Source organism: Chimaeribacter arupi, assembly GCF_002858805.1.
GTDB lineage: Bacteria > Pseudomonadota > Gammaproteobacteria > Enterobacterales > Enterobacteriaceae > Chimaeribacter > Chimaeribacter arupi.
Genome location: NZ_PJZI01000047.1, coordinates 1 through 15,632, shown reverse-complemented (window position 1 = coordinate 15,632; position 15,632 = coordinate 1). Strand labels below are relative to the sequence as shown.

At 60.8% G+C, this 15,632-nt stretch carries 16 protein-coding genes; 7 read left to right on the top strand and 9 right to left on the bottom strand.

Features of this window, described 5'->3' with window-relative positions; translation table 11 throughout:
* Window positions 1–11: 11 nt before the first annotated feature.
* The 7 genes from cysA to CYR52_RS20415 all read right to left on the bottom strand — a co-directional run bounded on the left by cysA (window position 12) and on the right by CYR52_RS20415 (window position 7,040).
* Window positions 12–1,106 (bottom strand): sulfate/thiosulfate ABC transporter ATP-binding protein CysA, encoded by a 1,095-nt coding sequence (gene cysA / locus CYR52_RS20450; RefSeq protein WP_072933110.1) that lies wholly within the window; start codon window positions 1,104–1,106, stop codon window positions 12–14.
* Window positions 1,096–1,971 carry a sulfate/thiosulfate ABC transporter permease CysW gene (gene cysW / locus CYR52_RS20445; protein WP_101829324.1) on the bottom strand — a complete coding sequence of 292 codons (876 nt, stop codon included), beginning with the start codon at window positions 1,969–1,971 and terminating at the stop codon, window positions 1,096–1,098. Before cysW ends, cysA begins: the two co-directional genes overlap by 11 nt.
* Window positions 1,971–2,801 carry a sulfate/thiosulfate ABC transporter permease CysT gene (cysT, locus tag CYR52_RS20440; RefSeq protein WP_072933106.1) on the bottom strand — a complete coding sequence of 277 codons (831 nt, stop codon included), beginning with the start codon at window positions 2,799–2,801 and terminating at the stop codon, window positions 1,971–1,973. The genes cysW and cysT overlap by 1 nt, the downstream gene beginning before the upstream one ends.
* On the bottom strand, window positions 2,801–3,820 hold the full coding sequence (gene cysP / locus CYR52_RS20435) for a thiosulfate ABC transporter substrate-binding protein CysP (protein ID WP_101829323.1): 1,020 nt from the start codon (window positions 3,818–3,820) through the stop codon (window positions 2,801–2,803). Before cysP ends, cysT begins: the two co-directional genes overlap by 1 nt.
* Before the next feature lie 213 nt (window positions 3,821–4,033).
* Entirely contained in the window at window positions 4,034–4,933 is a 900-nt protein-coding gene (locus CYR52_RS20430; RefSeq protein WP_101829322.1) for a Dyp-type peroxidase, read from the bottom strand.
* 952 nt (window positions 4,934–5,885) lie between these two features.
* On the bottom strand, window positions 5,886–6,494 hold the full coding sequence (locus CYR52_RS20420; RefSeq protein WP_072933791.1) for an RpoE-regulated lipoprotein: 609 nt from the start codon (window positions 6,492–6,494) through the stop codon (window positions 5,886–5,888).
* Window positions 6,495–6,587: 93 nt separating this feature from the next.
* Window positions 6,588–7,040: a DUF2919 domain-containing protein gene (locus CYR52_RS20415; protein ID WP_072933793.1), complete on the bottom strand. Its 453-nt coding sequence runs from the start codon at window positions 7,038–7,040 to the stop codon at window positions 6,588–6,590.
* Between the two features lie 154 nt (window positions 7,041–7,194).
* Here CYR52_RS20415 and CYR52_RS20410 point away from each other — a divergent pair, with 154 nt between their 5' ends.
* A complete protein-coding gene (locus CYR52_RS20410; protein ID WP_139300381.1) occupies window positions 7,195–7,581 on the top strand; it encodes a YgiW/YdeI family stress tolerance OB fold protein in 387 nt (128 codons plus the stop codon).
* Between the two features lie 42 nt (window positions 7,582–7,623).
* On the opposite strand, the gene CYR52_RS20405 is transcribed toward CYR52_RS20410, so the two are convergent.
* A complete protein-coding gene (locus tag CYR52_RS20405) occupies window positions 7,624–8,049 on the bottom strand; it encodes a GNAT family acetyltransferase (protein WP_072933798.1) in 426 nt (141 codons plus the stop codon).
* A 179-nt stretch (window positions 8,050–8,228) separates the two neighbouring features.
* On the opposite strand from CYR52_RS20405, the gene CYR52_RS20400 reads away from it, so the two are divergent.
* The 4 genes from CYR52_RS20400 (at window position 8,229) to CYR52_RS20385 (ending at window position 11,821) form a co-directional block, all read left to right on the top strand.
* Window positions 8,229–9,371: a GNAT family N-acetyltransferase gene (locus CYR52_RS20400; protein WP_101829320.1), complete on the top strand. Its 1,143-nt coding sequence runs from the start codon at window positions 8,229–8,231 to the stop codon at window positions 9,369–9,371.
* Between the two features lie 123 nt (window positions 9,372–9,494).
* Window positions 9,495–10,373 (top strand): N-acetylmuramoyl-L-alanine amidase AmiA, encoded by an 879-nt coding sequence (gene amiA, locus CYR52_RS20395; RefSeq protein ID WP_072933802.1) that lies wholly within the window; start codon window positions 9,495–9,497, stop codon window positions 10,371–10,373.
* A 69-nt stretch (window positions 10,374–10,442) separates the two neighbouring features.
* Window positions 10,443–11,372 carry an oxygen-dependent coproporphyrinogen oxidase gene (gene hemF / locus CYR52_RS20390; protein WP_101829319.1) on the top strand — a complete coding sequence of 310 codons (930 nt, stop codon included), beginning with the start codon at window positions 10,443–10,445 and terminating at the stop codon, window positions 11,370–11,372.
* Window positions 11,372–11,821: a YaiI/YqxD family protein gene (locus CYR52_RS20385; RefSeq protein WP_072933807.1), complete on the top strand. Its 450-nt coding sequence runs from the start codon at window positions 11,372–11,374 to the stop codon at window positions 11,819–11,821. The genes hemF and CYR52_RS20385 overlap by 1 nt, the downstream gene beginning before the upstream one ends.
* Before the next feature lie 89 nt (window positions 11,822–11,910).
* On the opposite strand, the gene maeB is transcribed toward CYR52_RS20385, so the two are convergent.
* Window positions 11,911–14,190, bottom strand: coding sequence for an NADP-dependent oxaloacetate-decarboxylating malate dehydrogenase (maeB, locus tag CYR52_RS20380; RefSeq protein WP_072933809.1), 2,280 nt, complete (start codon window positions 14,188–14,190; stop codon window positions 11,911–11,913).
* A 399-nt stretch (window positions 14,191–14,589) separates the two neighbouring features.
* Here maeB and tal point away from each other — a divergent pair, with 399 nt between their 5' ends.
* Entirely contained in the window at window positions 14,590–15,540 is a 951-nt protein-coding gene (gene tal, locus CYR52_RS20375; RefSeq protein ID WP_072933811.1) for a transaldolase, read from the top strand.
* A 17-nt stretch (window positions 15,541–15,557) separates the two neighbouring features.
* Window positions 15,558–15,632: hypothetical protein (locus CYR52_RS23120; protein WP_394854013.1), on the top strand; the 75-nt coding region annotated here is incomplete at its 3' end.

Below are 15,632 nucleotides of genomic sequence, written 5' to 3'. Positions count from 1 at the left end.
CCTAAAAATTATCAGGCACTCTGCGCCAACGCAACAGGTTGTAGCGGTTGGTCACCGGCATAGAGCCGGGCGTTCAGGCTGCCGATGTAGTAACGGCTGCCGCGTACCGGCGCTTTTTCGCTCTCCTGGGTGGTCATCACCACGCTGATGGGATCCTGCTGCCAGCCCTGTGGCTGCACCGTAAGTTGCCAGAAGTGGCCGCGCGGGCTGACTTCCAGCACCTGCACCGGCAACGGGCAGCGCGGGCTGGGCTGGGTGCTGACTTCCATCTCCCACGGGCGCAGGAAGAGATCCACCGGCCCCTGGTGCATCGGCGTCAGCGCCAGCGGCCACTGGTGCGGGCCGACAAACAGCTGCGAGCCGCGGATTTCGCCGTCCAGCCGGTTGACCTCGCCGAGGAACTCCAGCACAAAGCGGGTCGCCGGCTCGCGCCATACCTCGTCCGGCGTGCCGATCTGCTCAATATTGCCCTGGCTCATCACCACCACCTGGTCGGCCACTTCCATTGCCTCTTCCTGATCGTGGGTCACGAACACGCTGGTGAACTTCAGCTCCTCGTGCAGCTCACGCAGCCAGCGGCGCAGCTCTTTACGCACCTGCGCATCCAGCGCGCCGAACGGCTCATCCAGCAGCAGAATCTGCGGCTCCACGGCCAGCGCACGCGCCAGCGCCACACGCTGTTTCTGCCCACCGGAGAGCTGGGCCGGGTAGCGGTTTGCCAGGTGGCCGAGCTGTACCATCTCCAGCAACTGGGTTACTTTCTGTTTGATCACCGCAGCCGACGGGCGTTCACGGCGCGGCAGCACCGTCAGGCCAAAGGCGATATTGTCAAACACCGTCATGTGGCGGAACAGCGCGTAGTGCTGGAACACGAACCCGACCTGGCGATCGCGCGCATGCAGGCGGGACACGTCTTTGCCGTGGAAGCTCAGGCGGCCGCCGTTCTGGCTCTCCAGCCCGGCGATAATGCGCAGCAGCGTGGTTTTCCCGGAGCCTGACGGCCCCAGCAGCGCCACCATCTGGCCGGAAGGAATATCGAGCGAGATATCATTCAGCACTTTCGTGCGGCCAAAGTATTTGCTGATTTTATCGATCTCAATGCTCATTCTTTTCCTCCTGTTCAAGGCGGCTATTGGTGCGCGCCAGGCGCCATTGCAGGGCACTTTTCAGAAATAGGGTTACGATGGCCATCAGGGTCAGCAGCGCGGCGGCGGTAAAGGCCCCGGCGGTGTTGTAATCCTGATGCAACAGTTCTACCTGCAACGGCAGGGTATAGGTTTCGCCGCGGATCGAGCCGGAAACCACCGACACCGCGCCAAATTCACCGATGGCACGGGCGTTGGTCAGCACCACGCCGTACAGCAGCGCCCAGCGGATGTTCGGCAGCGTGACGCGGCGGAACATCTGCCAGCCGGACGCGCCCAGCAGCACGGCGGCCTCATCCTCCTGGCTGCCCTGGCTCAGCATCACCGGCACCAGCTCACGAACCACAAACGGGCAGGTCACGAAAATGGTCACCAGCACCATGCCGGGCCAGGCAAACATCAGCTGGATATTGTGTGCATCCAGCCAGCCGCCGACCGGGCCGTTGGTGCCCCAGAACAGCAGGTAAAGCAGCCCCGCCACCACCGGTGACACCGCGAACGGGATATCAATCAGCGTCAGCAGCAATTGGCGGCCGGGGAAGTTAAAGCGCGTCACCAGCCAGGCCAGCAGCGTGCCGAACACCAGGTTAACCGGCACGGTAATCAGCGCCACCAGCACCGTCAGCCAGATGGCGTGCAGCATGTCCGGGTCAGAGAGGTTCTGCCAGACGGCGTCCATCCCACTGGAGAAGGCGGTATGGAAAATCATCACCAGCGGCATCACCAGGAAAAGCAGGGAAATCACCACACCCAGCCCAATCAGCAGCCATTTGCCCCAGTTGATTTTGGCGCGGGCAGAGCCGGTAAACAGCGGTACGTCAGCCATTATTGCCCTCCCAGGCGCTTGCCGAAGCGGCTTTGCAGTGTGTTAATGCCGAACAGCAGCAGCAGCGAGGCGGCAAGGATCACCGAAGCAATGGCGCTTGCGGCCGGGTAGTCAAACTCCTGCAAACGGATAAAAATCATCAGCGACGTCACTTCCGTTTTCCAGGCGATGTTACCGGCGATAAAGATCACCGCACCGAACTCGCCCAGGCTGCGGGTAAACGAGAGCGCCGTGCCGGCGATCAGCGCCGGGGCCACTTCCGGCAGCACCACCCGGCGGAAGCTCTGCCAACGGCTGGCCCCGAGGGTTTCAGCCGCTTCTTCATACTCCGGCCCCAGCTCCTCCAGCACCGGCTGCACCGTGCGCACCACAAACGGCACGCTGGTGAAGGCCATCGCCACCGCGATGCCGAGCCAGGTATAGGAGACTTTGATGCCAAACTGCGCCAGCCACTCGCCATACCAGCCGGTGGTGGAGAACATCCCTGCCAGCGTCAGGCCGGCCACGGCGGTCGGCAGCGCAAACGGCAGATCCATCAGCCCGTCCAGCAGGCTGCGGCCGGGGAATTCGTAACGGGTCAGGATCCAGGCCATCAACATGCCGAAAAACAGGTTGAAAATACTGGCTACCGCCGCCGACAGCAGCGTCACTTTATAAGCCGCCACCACCTGCGGGCTGGACACCACCTCCCAGTATTGTGCCAGCGTCATCTGCGACAACTGCATCACCAGCGCGCTCAACGGCAGCAACAGGATCAGGCAGACGTACAGCAGGCTGCTGCCTAGGCTGAGGGTGAAACCGGGTAGAACTCGTTTACTGGCCAACAACATTACTGATGCCCTTGTGCTAACAATGTATCCAGCTCGCCGCCGCTGGCGAAGTGGGTCTTCATGACCTCCGGCCAGCTGCCGAATGCCTCTTCCACGCGGAACAGCGTGGTTTTCGGGAACTGTGCACCGGCGGCCGCCATCGCTTTTGCGTCATACACGCGGTAGTTGAACCCGGTGATAATCTGCTGCGCCGCCGGGCTGTAAAGCCACGTCAGGTAGGCTTTGGCTGCCTGCTCCGTGCCGTTGGCGCGGACATTTTTGTCCACCCAGGCCACTGGGAACTCCGCCAGGATGTCCACCGGCGGCACCACGACTTCATAGTTGTCCGCCCCGTACTGCTTGCGGATGTTATTCACTTCTGACTCGAAACTGATCAGCACATCGCCCAGGCCACGTTCAATAAAGGTGGTGGTCGCGCCGCGGCCGCCGGTATCAAACACCGCCACGTTTTTCAGCAACTGGCGCATCTGTGTGCGGGTCTGCGCGGCGTCGCCGCCGTGGGCTTTACTCAGTGCGCCCCACGCCGCCAGATAGGTGTAACGGCCATTGCCGGAGGTTTTCGGGTTCGGGAACACCAGCGACACACCCGGCTTCACCAGATCGCCCCAGTCATGGATGTTGCGCGGGTTGCCTTTGCGCACCAGGAACGCCATCGTGGAGTAGAACGGCGAGCCGTTATTCGGCAGGCGTGCCTGCCAGTCCGCCGCCAGCAACCGGCCGCGGTCATGCAGGATCTGCACATCAGTCACCTGGTTGTACGTCACCACATCCGCCTTCAGCCCCTGGAGGATCGCCAGCGCCTGTTTGGAGGAGCCGCCGTGGGACTGGCGGATAGTGAGCGGATCATCAGGGTGCTGCGCATTCCACTGCTGGATAAAGGGCGGGTTGAGGGCAGCAAACAGCTCGCGTGACACATCATACGAGCTGTTGAGCAGCTCAGCGGCAGACGCACCGGAAGCCGCGGCACTCAGGAGGGCTGCGGCGAATAAGGCTTTTATTTTCAGGACGTTTGCTCTCATCTCTCACCTGTCTCAATCCCGACAGGCGGGCATGCCGGAATGCTTTTGGTGTTACCAGTGTATTTATAACTCGATGCGGAGCTGTAATGCTTTTATATACCAATTGGTGATTTTCAAGCATAAAACGCTATAAGCAGGCGGCGTGGGAAAACAAGGGGAGCAGAAACGTGCGGGGGAAAAGGCGGGCCGGGCGCAACGGCCCGGCCACAGCCGTTACAGCGCCAGCAGGCGCGTCAGTGACGGGGCAAAGAAGTAGCTGCCGCTGACCGGGCGGGTGAAGCGCAGCATCTGGTCGCGCTGGCCGTCACGCTCGCCGAACATGCTCAGCAATTGCTGCTCAATATTGTGCAGGCGCGCGCAATAGGCGATGAAATAAAGCCCGTGTTTGCCGCTGACACTGCCGTACGGCAGGCTCTGGCGCAGGATTTTCAGCCCCTTGCCCTCTTCTTTGAGGTCAACCCGGCTGACGTGCGAGGTGGCCGGGCGGTCCGAAGGCGGCAGCTCCTCATTGGTGAGTTTGGTACGGCCGATCACCTGCTCCTGCTGCTCTACGCTGAAGCGCCCCCACTGGCGCAGGTTATGCTCCCAGCGCTGGACAAACACATAGCTGCCGCCGGCATCCGGCTGATCCTGGCTGATGATCGCCACCTCACGGCGTTGGTCGCCCTGCGGGTTTTCGGTGCCGTCCACAAAGCCGCTCAGGTCGCGCTGCTCAATGTTGCGGAAGCCGTGGGTTTCCTCTTCCACGTGGATGGCACTGCCGAACGCGGCCACGGCCGCCTGCGCCAGGGTGAAGTTAACGTCATGGCGCAGGGACTGGATATGAATCAGCATGTCGCGCTGCGTGGAGGGTGCCAGCCCCTTGCCGAGCGGGAGAAAGGATTTCAGTTCCGGCGCGCTGTGCCCGCCGCAGAGATCGGTCCAGACGTCATAACCAAAGGCGATCACCGCACCGAGGTTCTCCTGCGGAAATTTTTGCTGCATCTCTTTCAACGCCTGACAGAATTTACGGCACCCCTGGCGGATGGTGTCAAATTCGCCCTGAATATTGGCTTCCAGATAAATGGCAAAACGGCACTGTTCTAATAAGATGCCGCTCTGAACCTGTGTCATGTGGTGTGATCCTTATTGAGGTGCGCGCGGTGGGCGCGCGGGGGCTGTTTTTTGGCGGGGGGTATCATATCTCAGGGCGGGGGGAATGTTTTTGTTCTTGGGCAAGGGGATGGGGAAATTGTGTTGGCACACAGGGGGCCTTTGCTTTTGTGGAGATGGGGTGGATTGTTTCGGTTGTTCATGGGGGAAAGTTTCGGTTGTTCATGGGCGGTTGGCTACCCGGCCCCCGGTGCCTCAACCGAGCAGGGCCTGCCGGCGCGCCGGCCCTGCACCCGCGCGCGTTCAGTGCCCCGGCAGAATTATTGCCCGCGTAGCGGGTTCCCTCCAGCGTCCTCCGGGCTGTTCGGGCCGGGTCAGACACGCTCCCAGCGTGGCTGTCCCTCTCGCACACATCCCTGTGTGCTCGCCCGGCCCTGCGTCCTCGTCGGCAATAATTTTAATGCCCCCACCCTTTCTGCAAATCATCGGGTATGTAAGGAAAGAGTTGGCAGGGATTTTGGGCGTCCTGTCCGCTCGCCCGGCCCTGCGGCTTCATTCGGCAATGATTTTTACGCCCTCACCAGACTGCCTGTCTTTTGGTATGTAAGGAAAGAGTAGGCAGGGATTTTGGGCGTCCTTCCCGCTCGCCCGGCCCTGCGTCCTCGTCGGCAATAATTTTAATGCCCCACCCTTTCTGCAAATCATCGGGTATGTAAGGAAAGAGTTGGCGGGCATTTTGGGCGTCCTTCCCGCTCGCCCGGCACTGCGCCCTCGTCGTCAATAATTTTGATGCCCCACCCTTTCTGCAAATCATCGGGTATGTAAGGAAAGAGTAGATAGAAAGTTTTTATGCCTTGCCCGCTCATCCGGCACTGCGGCGCTATTCGGCAATAGTTTGTATGTGCTTACAAACTTCGAAGGACAGCAGGCAGAAAAAAGCCCGCACAGGGCGGGCTTAGGGGCAATCGGGTGATCAGCGGGCCTGGGCGCGCCAGATGATTTTACTGACTTTCCAGGTTTTCAGGGTATCGTCGGCGGGCATCAGGCCGGCCGGGGCGTTGCTGGTACCGGTGAAAACGTAACTCAGGTGGCGGCTGTCCGGTGCGGTGCACTCGACGCCTTGCTCATCGTCGCCCTGCCCTTTCTGGCAGGCACCAAAGGCTTTGCTGTAGAGATCGCTGAAGGGCGTGCCGATCTTAACATCCCCCGCGGCGATGTCGGTGCCGGTCACGTCGATGCGCTCCACCGTGCCGTGCGCCGGGCCGGAGACCGTCAGCACCTCTTTGCCGTCATCCAGCGCCTGGTAAAAGGCCACCACCTGCCCGTTATTGGTGCCCATCCCGCTGCGCAACGTATAGTCGTTATCCAGCGCGGCCTTAATCGCCTCTTCAGTCATCGGCGTCGCGGCGGTCACATCACCGACGCCCTTGTCGCTCACTTCCAGACTGCTGCCGAACCAGTTCATCGGGTTAAGCCCCGACCAGGAAACGTCAGGCATCGCGGAAGAGACCGTGGCGCAACCTGTCAGCAGCAGCGGCAACGCCAGCAACAGCGGGCGGGGAAACGGCAGATGTTTATACATACTTACACTCCAGTATCGGCATTCACCGGCAACAGACGGCCGGGCGGGAAAAAGGTTCCGGCTCTTGGAGTCCGGCGGCGGCAAAAAGTGCCGTTACCCGCCATTCTCTGCCGCACTGAAGGCCCGCTTCAGCGAACGGCTCAGCAACCACCAGGCCAGCGCGGCGCTGTCCAGCAGCGTCAGCAACAGATCGCTGAATGCCGGTTGTGCCGCCTGCCACAACGCCACCCCCTGCACCATAAGCGACGCCGCCAGGGTGGCCAGCATCAGCCACCAGCCGGCTTGCCACAGCCGCGGCCAAAGATGGCGGCGGCCGCTCAGCAGAAATACCAGCGCCGCAGGCAGCCCCAGCGCCATCCCCGACCAGAAGTGGGTGCGATCCGGGTAAAACAGCGCCAGCAGCGTCGTGCCCTGCCCCTGCGAGGCCCCGGCCATAATAAACAGCAGCCAGGTGCGCGCCGGCAACAACAATACCAGCCAGAAAAAGAACGGCAGGCGCAGCCAGCCGTGCGCGTTATAGTCATCAGGATGATAGGGGTGCGGCACCGGAGGCCCTCATAACATGGCCGGGCACCCTGCCCGGCCGGAACAGCAGGGTAACAAAAAAAGCCACGCCTTAAGAAGATCTTAAGATCTCTCTGCTTTACTTATCTCAACGGCAACACTGCCTGCCTTTTGACAGACCCAAGGAGATACCATGATGAAAAAAATGACCCTCGCCGCGCTGATTGCCCTCTTCACCCTGCCTGCGGTTGCCCAGCAAGGCGGATTTATTGCCCCGAATGCCCCGGCGCAGGCCAGCCAGGGCGGCTTTACCGGCCCGGCCGCCAGCCCGGCGACCGTCAAAGCGGTGCAGGAGATGAAAGATGACGCCTGGGTACGCCTTGAGGGCCACATCGAGCAGCGCACCGGCGATGAACACTACCTGTTCCGCGACAACACCGGCACCCTGACGGTGGAAATTGATGACAAACGCTGGGCCGGGCAAAACGTCTCACCCACGGATAAAGTCCAGCTGGAAGGGGAAGTGGATAAAGAGTGGAGCAACGTGCAGGTGGATGTAAAATCGGTGAAAAAAGTGCTGTAACCCTCAGGCCGCCGGCCACCCTGCGATGGCCGGCCGCGCGGCTTAATACTCCTGATCTTCAATCAGGCGTTTGCCGAGCGCGATGCTGTCCGCCAGTTCATAGCCCAGCTTCTCATACATGCTGGTGACGGCATCGTTCTCTTCCCGCACCATCAGGTTGATCTTCGGGCAACCGCGCGCAATCAGCTTCTTCTCCAGCCGGCTCATCAACGCATTGGCGATGCCGCGCCCGCGGAAATCCGGGTGCACGCCGAGGTAATAGGCCGCGCCGCGGTGGCCGTCATACCCGCCCATCACCGTGCCTACCAGCTCCCCGCCCACCTGCGCCACCAGGAACAGGTCCGGGTCGTGGTTCATCTTGCGCTCGATATCCATTTCCGGGTCGTTCCAGGGGCGCAACAGATCGCACCGCTCCCAGAGGGTAATTACTTCTTCAAAATCATCTTGCCGGAATATGCGAATTTCCATGGGTGTTCGCCGCTATTGTTCAGATTATTCTTGATTATCGCGGGATCTGCCGGTGACGCAATATTAAATTGCCCCGCAGCCGCGCACTCAGACGATTTTTAGGCATTTTCCCGCCCGGCGGGCACCACCTCTGCTACATTGGCACGGTTGCCCGCGTTTCCCTGACCAGGAGTTTGCCGATGCCTTTAACCGCCTTTCCCTCCCTGAACCTGTTGCCTGCCGCCCAGTGGGATGCCCTGGCCCCCGTTGGACAGCCGTTTCTCAGCCACGCCTTTCTCGCTGTGCTGGAAGAGAGCGGCAGCATCGGCCCCGGCACCGGCTGGCGTGCTGAACATCTGGTCTGGATGGAAAACGGCCGCCCGCTGGCTGCCATTCCCGGCTACCGCAAAAGCCACTCCTACGGCGAATATGTGTTTGACCACGGCTGGGCAGACGCCTGCCGCCGCGCCCGCATTCCCTATTACCCGAAATGGCTCGGCGCAGTGCCGTTCAGCCCGGTCAGCGGCCCACGGCTGCTCGGCGCACCGGACGCCGCCGCGCAGTTGCTGGCGGCGCTGCCCGGTTATCTGGAACAGCAGCGGCTTTCCGGCGCACACATCAATTTCACCGCCGCGACGGATAACGCGCTGCTCAGCGCGCAGCCCGGCTGGCTGCACCGCCAGGGGTGCCAATACCACTGGCATAACCGCGGCTACCGCGATTTTCAGGATTTCCTCGACAGCCTGACCTCCCGCAAGCGAAAGCAGATCCGCAAAGAGCGGGCGCAGGTGGCATCGCTCGGCATCAGCTTTGCCTGGCGCGAAGGGGCGGAACTCACTGAAGCGGAATGGGATTTCGTCTACACCTGCTACGCCAACACCTACGCGGTGCGCGGCCAGGCGCCCTACCTGACGCGCGCCTTCTTCAGTTTGCTGGCCGAAAAGTTGCCGGACGCCATCCGCGTGGTGATAGCGAAACAGGGGCCACAGCCGGTGGCAATGGCCTTCAGCCTGCTGGGGGGTGACACGCTCTATGGCCGCTACTGGGGCTGCCTGGCCGAGTTTAACCAACTGCATTTTGAAACCTGTTTCTATCAGGGCATTGAGTATGCGATTGCCCACCACCTGGCGCGTTTTGATGCCGGGGCGCAGGGCGAGCATAAACTGATCCGCGGCTTTGAGCCGGTGCTCACGGACTCCTGGCACCGCCTGCTGCACCCCGGCCTGCATGAGGCAGTGGCCGGTTTCCTGGAGCAGGAGCGCGAAGAGGTGGCAGGCTGGGCCGAAGGTGCCCGCCAGGTGCTGCCGTACCGGCAGGCACCGGACAGCGGTAAAGCCTTGTAAAGAAATCAGCGCCTTATTCATAAAAGGACATAGTTACGGGGTAACGGTAATAGTTATAGAGTCGATTGCCCCGGCCAGATCCGTTATAAACGTCACCCGGCTTTCTGACGATGGTGATGAACAATGCTCAATCCGCTGACTAAATTCCTGCAATTTACGCCGCTGCCCGCCTCCCCGTCGCGCCGCAAACTGTTGATTTCCGGGCTGGGGCTGGCGTTTGGGCTGCTTGGCGCCCGCACGGCGGCGGCACAGCAGCACGTCACCAAAACCGCCCCGGCCCCCAAACCGGCCAATGCCAAAAAAATCGTGATGCTGGACCCCGGCCACGGCGGCGTTGACTCCGGTGCGGTCGGCCATGAAGGCGCCGAAGAGAAGCACATCGTGCTGGAGATCGCCAACAGCGTGCGCCGCTGCCTGGCAGAGCATGACCACATTGAGGTGCGCCTGACGCGTGACGCCGACCACTTTATCCCGCTCTATCAGCGGGTGGAGATTGCCCACCAGCATCAGGCCGATCTGTTCGTCTCCATCCACGCTGACGGCTTTACCAACCCCAGCGCGTCCGGGGCCTCCGTGTTCGCCCTCTCCAACCGGGGGGCCAGCAGCGCGATGGCGCGTTATATGTCGAAAAAAGAGAATGATGCCGACAACGTCGCCGGGGCGAAGTACGCCGCCGCAGACAATAACTACCTGCAACAGGTGCTGTTTGACCTGGTACAGACGGACACCATCAAAAACAGCCTGACCCTGGGCCACCATGTGCTGGAGAAGCTGCGCCCGGTGCACCACCTGCACAGCCAGACCACCGAGCAGGCGGCGTTTGCGGTGCTTAAATCCCCGTCGATTCCGTCGGTGCTGGTGGAAACCTCGTTCATCACCAACCACACCGAGGAGCAGTTGCTCAGCACCCCGCGTTTTCGCCAGGAGATTGCGCAGGCGATTGCCGACGGCATCGTCAGTTTCTTCCACTACTTCGACAGCCACGAGCGAAAACCGCGTTAGCCCTGCCAACGCCGGGGCAATCGGGTATACTTGGCGGCCTGTTCAGCCTGAGAGTGACTGCCCGCCGTTATGAGCCATCCGACTATCGACCTCGTTAAAACCTTCCTGATGTCCCTGCAAGACCATATTTGTGAACAACTGGCCGCTGCCGATGGCGGCGCGTCGTTTGTTGAAGATGCGTGGGCCCGCGCCGAAGGCGGCGGTGGCCGCAGCCGGGTGCTGACGCAGGGCAAGGTATTTGAACAGGCGGGCGTCAACTTCTCCCACGTTTCCGGCGCGTCGCTGCCGTCGTCGGCCAGCGCGCACCGCCCTGAGCTGGCCGGGCGCAGTTTCCAGGCGATGGGCGTGTCGCTGGTGATCCACCCGCACAGCCCGTATATCCCGACCAGCCACGCCAACGTGCGTTTCTTTATTGCCGAGAAGCCGGGCGAAGCGCCGGTATGGTGGTTTGGCGGCGGGTTTGACCTGACGCCGTTCTACGGGTTTGAAGAGGACGCCGTACACTGGCACCGTACCGCAGAGCAGATCTGCCGCCCGTTTGGTGACGACGTTTACCCGCGTTACAAAGCCTGGTGTGATGAGTATTTCTTCCTGAAACACCGCAACGAGGCGCGCGGCATCGGCGGGTTGTTCTTTGATGACCTGAACACGCCCGATTTCGGCACCTGCTTTACCTTCATGCAGGCCGTCGGCAACGGCTTCCTGACGGCCTACCTGCCGATTGTTGAACGCCGCAAAGCGCAGGTATGGGGCGAGCGCGAGCGCGCCTTCCAGCTCTACCGCCGCGGCCGTTACGTCGAGTTTAATCTGGTATGGGACCGCGGCACGCTGTTTGGCTTACAGAGCGGTGGCCGTACCGAGTCGATTCTGATGTCGATGCCGCCGCTGGTACGCTGGGAATATGGCTTTGAGCCGGACGAGAACAGCCCGGAAGCGGCATTGACGCGCGATTTCCTGCCGGTGCGCGACTGGCTGGCCGCTGATAAGGGGACACACTGATGCAAATCTGGGTCGATGCCGACGCCTGCCCGAATGTGATCAAAGAGGTGCTGTTCCGCGCCGCCGACCGCACCGCGACGGTGGTGACACTGGTGGCTAACCAGACCATCCGCACGCCGCCGTCGAAATACCTGCGCACCCTGCGGGTCGAGGCCGGGTTTGATGTGGCGGACAATGAAATCGTCAAACGCGTGGAGGCGGGTGATCTGGTGGTCACCAGCGATATCCCGCTGGCGGCGGAAGTGATTGAAAAAGGCGGTGTGGCGCTGAACCCGCGCGGCGAGCGCTACACCACGGAAACCATCCGTGAGCGCCTGAATATCCGTGACTTCATGGACACCATGCGCGCCAGCGGCGTGCAGACCGGCGGCCCGGCGGCGCTGAACCAGCGCGATCGCCAGCAGTTCGCCAACGAACTCGACAAATGGCTGCAACAGCGCAAACGCTGATCCTCCCCTTCTTCCCAGCAAAAGGGCCAGACCGGCCGTAAAAAAAGGGCGCGTTATGCGCCCTTGTTGCGGGTAACACAGAGACACCGTTACAGCGGCTGGGTTTGTGCTTCCACCGCAGCCAGCGCCACCATATTGATGATGCGGCGCACTGAGGCGATCGGCGTCAGGATGTGGACCGGCTTCGACACGCCCATCAGCACCGGCCCCACGGTAACGCCTTCCGACGAGGAGACGCGCAGCAGGTTGTAGCTGATGCGCGCCGCTTCCATGTTCGGCATGATCAGGATATTGGCCGAACCTTTCAGCGGGCTGTCCGGCATCAGGTCATTCCGGATGCTCTCCACCAGCGCGGCGTCGCCGTGCATCTCACCGTCAATCTCCAGCTCCGGCGCGCGCTCGTTGATCAGCGCCAGTGCCTCGCGCATTTTGCGTGCGGCCGGATTATCGGAGGAGCCGAAACTGGAGTGCGACACCAGCGCCACTTTGGGTTCGATGCCGAAACGGCGCACCGTTTCCGCCGCCATCAGGGTGATTTCCGCCAGCTGTTCCGGCGTCGGGTCATCGTTGACGTACGTGTCCGCGATAAAGGTGTTGCCGCTCGGCAGCAGCAACGCATTCATCGCGCCGGCCACATGCGCGTTCTCACGGAAGCCAAACACTTTCTCAATAATGTCATAGTGCTCGTGGTAACTGCCGATAGTGCCGCAGATCATCGCATCTGCTTCGCCACGCAGCACCATGATCGCCGCAATCAGCGTCGGGTTGCCGATCACCGCCCGCCGCGCCTGCTCCTGCGAAATGCCGCGCCGTTTCATGATCTGGTGGTATTCGCGCCAGTATTCGTTGAAGCGTGGATCGGATTCGTTATTCACCACCTCGAAATCCTTGCCCGCTTCGAGCTGCAAGCCGAGTTTCTTCAGCCGCATCTCAATCACGCTCGGGCGGCCCACCAGCACCGGGAACGCCAGCCCCAGCGACACCATCTCCTGCGTGGCGTGCAGCACGCGCTCCTCTTCGCCCTCGGCCATCACTACCCGTTTGGTCTCTTTTTTCGCCTGCGAGAAAATCGGCTTCATAAACAGGTTGGTCTTGTAGACGAACTCCGCGAGCTTCTCGGTGTAGGCGTCAAAATCAGCGATCGGCCGCGTCGCGACCCCGGAGTCCATCGCCGCTTTCGCCACGGCCGGGGCGATTTTCACAATCAGGCGCGGGTCGAACGGTTTCGGGATGATGTAATCCGGCCCGAATGACAGCTCCTGATCGTCATAGGCGGAGGCGACCACATCACTCTGCTCTGCCAGCGCCAGATCGGCAATCGCATGGACGCAGGCCAGTTTCATCTCCTCATTAATGGTGGTGGCGCCGACATCCAGCGCGCCGCGGAAGATGAACGGGAAACAGAGCACGTTGTTGACCTGGTTCGGGAAATCAGAGCGGCCGGTGCAGATGATGGCGTCCGGGCGCACCGCTTTCGCCAGCGGCGGCAAAATCTCCGGTTCCGGGTTGGCCAGCGCCAGGATCAGCGGGTCACGCGCCATCTCTTTCACCATGTCCGGCTTCAGCACGCCGGGGCCGGAACAGCCGAGGAAAATATCCGCGCCCGGCATGGCATCCGCCAGCGTGCGCCAGCCGTTGTCCGGGATGGCATAGGCCGCTTTGGTTTCGGCCATGTTCTCCTCACGCCCCTGATAGATCACCCCGCGCGAGTCGCAGGCGGTGATGTTGTGCTGCTTCAGCCCCAGCGCCACCAGCAGGTTCAGGCAGGCGATGGCCGAGGCCCCCGCGCCGGAGACCACCAGCCGCACGTCAGAGATGTTTTTCCCGACCACCCGCAGGCCGTTCAGTACCGCGGCGGTGCAGATGATCGCCGTGCCGTGCTGATCGTCATGGAAGACCGGGATGTTCATGCGCTCGCGCAGCTTTTTCTCAATGTAGAAGCACTCCGGTGCTTTGATGTCCTCCAGGTTGATGCCGCCGAAGGTCGGTTCCAGCGCGGCGATCACGTCGATCAGCTTGTCCGGGTCATGCTCGTCGACTTCGATGTCAAACACGTCAATCCCGGCGAACTTTTTGAACAGGACGCCTTTGCCCTCCATCACCGGTTTGCCGGCCAGCGCCCCGATGTTGCCTAACCCCAGCACCGCGGTGCCGTTGGAAATGACCCCAACCAGGTTGCCGCGGGCGGTGTACTTGTAGGCGGCGAGCGGATCTTTCTCTATCTCCAGACAGGGGGCCGCGACCCCCGGTGAGTAGGCCAGCGCCAGATCACGCTGGGTAGCCAGGGGCTTGGTGGGTGATACCTGGATTTTTCCTGGGACGGGAAATTCATGGAAATCTAGCGCACTCTGTTTCAGTTGGTCGTCCATTGCAGGGTTCCTTGTCTTTATGGATCTTTTTGCGGAAGTCGATGTTGCCCAACCAGTATAGTGAGGGAATGGCGACAAACTTTGAGGCGGCCCAAAAAATAGCCGCCCGGTTTGCGTGATAAAGGGAATAAACGATGTCTCAGCAATCCTGGGAAAAAGGTCTATGCTGATATGTTGTGTCGTGACATTTGCGCCCTTCCTCTGGCCGCACGCCTCTATGATTTTGCGCGCCACGCCGCCTTCTGCTGCGGTGCATTGCTATTACCCATTACAACAATCAGAAAAAGCGTATTCATTTCGTTAATGAAATGATGCAGGGTATACAAATGTGATGAGACTCCGAATTTTCTGAAACAGAACTCTCTATTTTTCGACGTTATCTCGCTAAGGAGCATTGAGATGAACCAGTTAGAAGCCCTGAAGAAAGTCACCACTGTCGTCGCCGACAGCGGCGATATCGAATCTATCCGCCACTTCGAACCGCAGGATGCCACCACCAACCCGTCTCTGATCCTGAAGGCCGCCGGCCTGCCGCAGTATCAGTCCCTGTTCAAAGACGCGCTGGACTATGCCCGTAAGCAAGGCGGCACCAAAGAAACCCAGATCATCAATGCCTCCGACAAACTGGCCGTTAACATCGGCGTCGAGATCCTGAAAAGCGTCCCTGGCCGCATCTCCACCGAAGTGGATGCCCGCCTCTCCTTTGACCGCGGCATGTGCATCGCCAAAGCGCGCAAACTGATCGGCCTCTATCAGGAACAGGGCGTGGACAAATCCCGCATCCTGATCAAACTCGCGTCTACCTGGGAAGGCATCAAGGCCGCAGAAGAGCTGGAAAAAGAGGGCATCAACTGTAACCTGACGCTGCTGTTCTCCTTTGCCCAGGCGCGCGCCTGTGCGGAAGCGGGTGTTTACCTGATCTCCCCGTTCGTGGGCCGTATCTATGACTGGTACAAAGCCAAAGAACCGAACGCCGAGTATAACGTCGACAACGATCCGGGCGTGAAATCTGTCCGTTCTATCTACGAATACTATAAACAGCACCGTTATCAGACCGTCATCATGGGTGCCAGCTTCCGTAAAGTGGAGCAGATTCTGGCCCTGGCCGGGTGTGACCGCCTGACCATCTCCCCGAACCTGCTGGAAGAGCTGAAAAACAGCGATGCCCCGGTTGAGCGCAAGCTTACCCCGTCTACCGAAGCGTTCCACCAACCGGCCCCGCTGGCTGAAGCGGAGTTCCGTTGGGAACATAACCAGGATCCGATGGCGGTTGAAAAACTGGCGGAAGGTATCCGTCTGTTTGCCGTCGACCAGCAGAAGCTGGAAGACATGCTGTCTGCTGAACTGTAATCACGGAGTTTTACTACATGTCCTCTCGTAAAGAGCTTGCCAATGCTATCCGTGCGCTGAGCATGGATGGGGTGCAGAAAGCCAAATCCGGC

Coding starts and splice junctions, on each gene's coding strand:
- cysA (WP_072933110.1), bottom strand. CDS start 1,106: ATGAGCATTGAGATCGATAAAATCAGCAAATACTTTGGCCGCACGAAA.
- CYR52_RS20430 (WP_101829322.1), bottom strand. CDS start 4,933: ATGACACAGGTTCAGAGCGGCATCTTATTAGAACAGTGCCGTTTTGCC.
- CYR52_RS20420 (WP_072933791.1), bottom strand. CDS start 6,494: ATGTATAAACATCTGCCGTTTCCCCGCCCGCTGTTGCTGGCGTTGCCG.
- hemF (WP_101829319.1), top strand. CDS start 10,443: ATGAGCCATCCGACTATCGACCTCGTTAAAACCTTCCTGATGTCCCTG.
- CYR52_RS20410 (WP_139300381.1), top strand. CDS start 7,195: ATGAAAAAAATGACCCTCGCCGCGCTGATTGCCCTCTTCACCCTGCCT.
- CYR52_RS20405 (WP_072933798.1), bottom strand. CDS start 8,049: ATGGAAATTCGCATATTCCGGCAAGATGATTTTGAAGAAGTAATTACC.
- tal (WP_072933811.1), top strand. CDS start 14,590: ATGAACCAGTTAGAAGCCCTGAAGAAAGTCACCACTGTCGTCGCCGAC.
- maeB (WP_072933809.1), bottom strand. CDS start 14,190: ATGGACGACCAACTGAAACAGAGTGCGCTAGATTTCCATGAATTTCCC.
- CYR52_RS20400 (WP_101829320.1), top strand. CDS start 8,229: ATGCCTTTAACCGCCTTTCCCTCCCTGAACCTGTTGCCTGCCGCCCAG.
- cysW (WP_101829324.1), bottom strand. CDS start 1,971: ATGGCTGACGTACCGCTGTTTACCGGCTCTGCCCGCGCCAAAATCAAC.
- amiA (WP_072933802.1), top strand. CDS start 9,495: ATGCTCAATCCGCTGACTAAATTCCTGCAATTTACGCCGCTGCCCGCC.
- cysP (WP_101829323.1), bottom strand. CDS start 3,820: ATGAGAGCAAACGTCCTGAAAATAAAAGCCTTATTCGCCGCAGCCCTC.
- cysT (WP_072933106.1), bottom strand. CDS start 2,801: ATGTTGTTGGCCAGTAAACGAGTTCTACCCGGTTTCACCCTCAGCCTA.
- CYR52_RS20385 (WP_072933807.1), top strand. CDS start 11,372: ATGCAAATCTGGGTCGATGCCGACGCCTGCCCGAATGTGATCAAAGAG.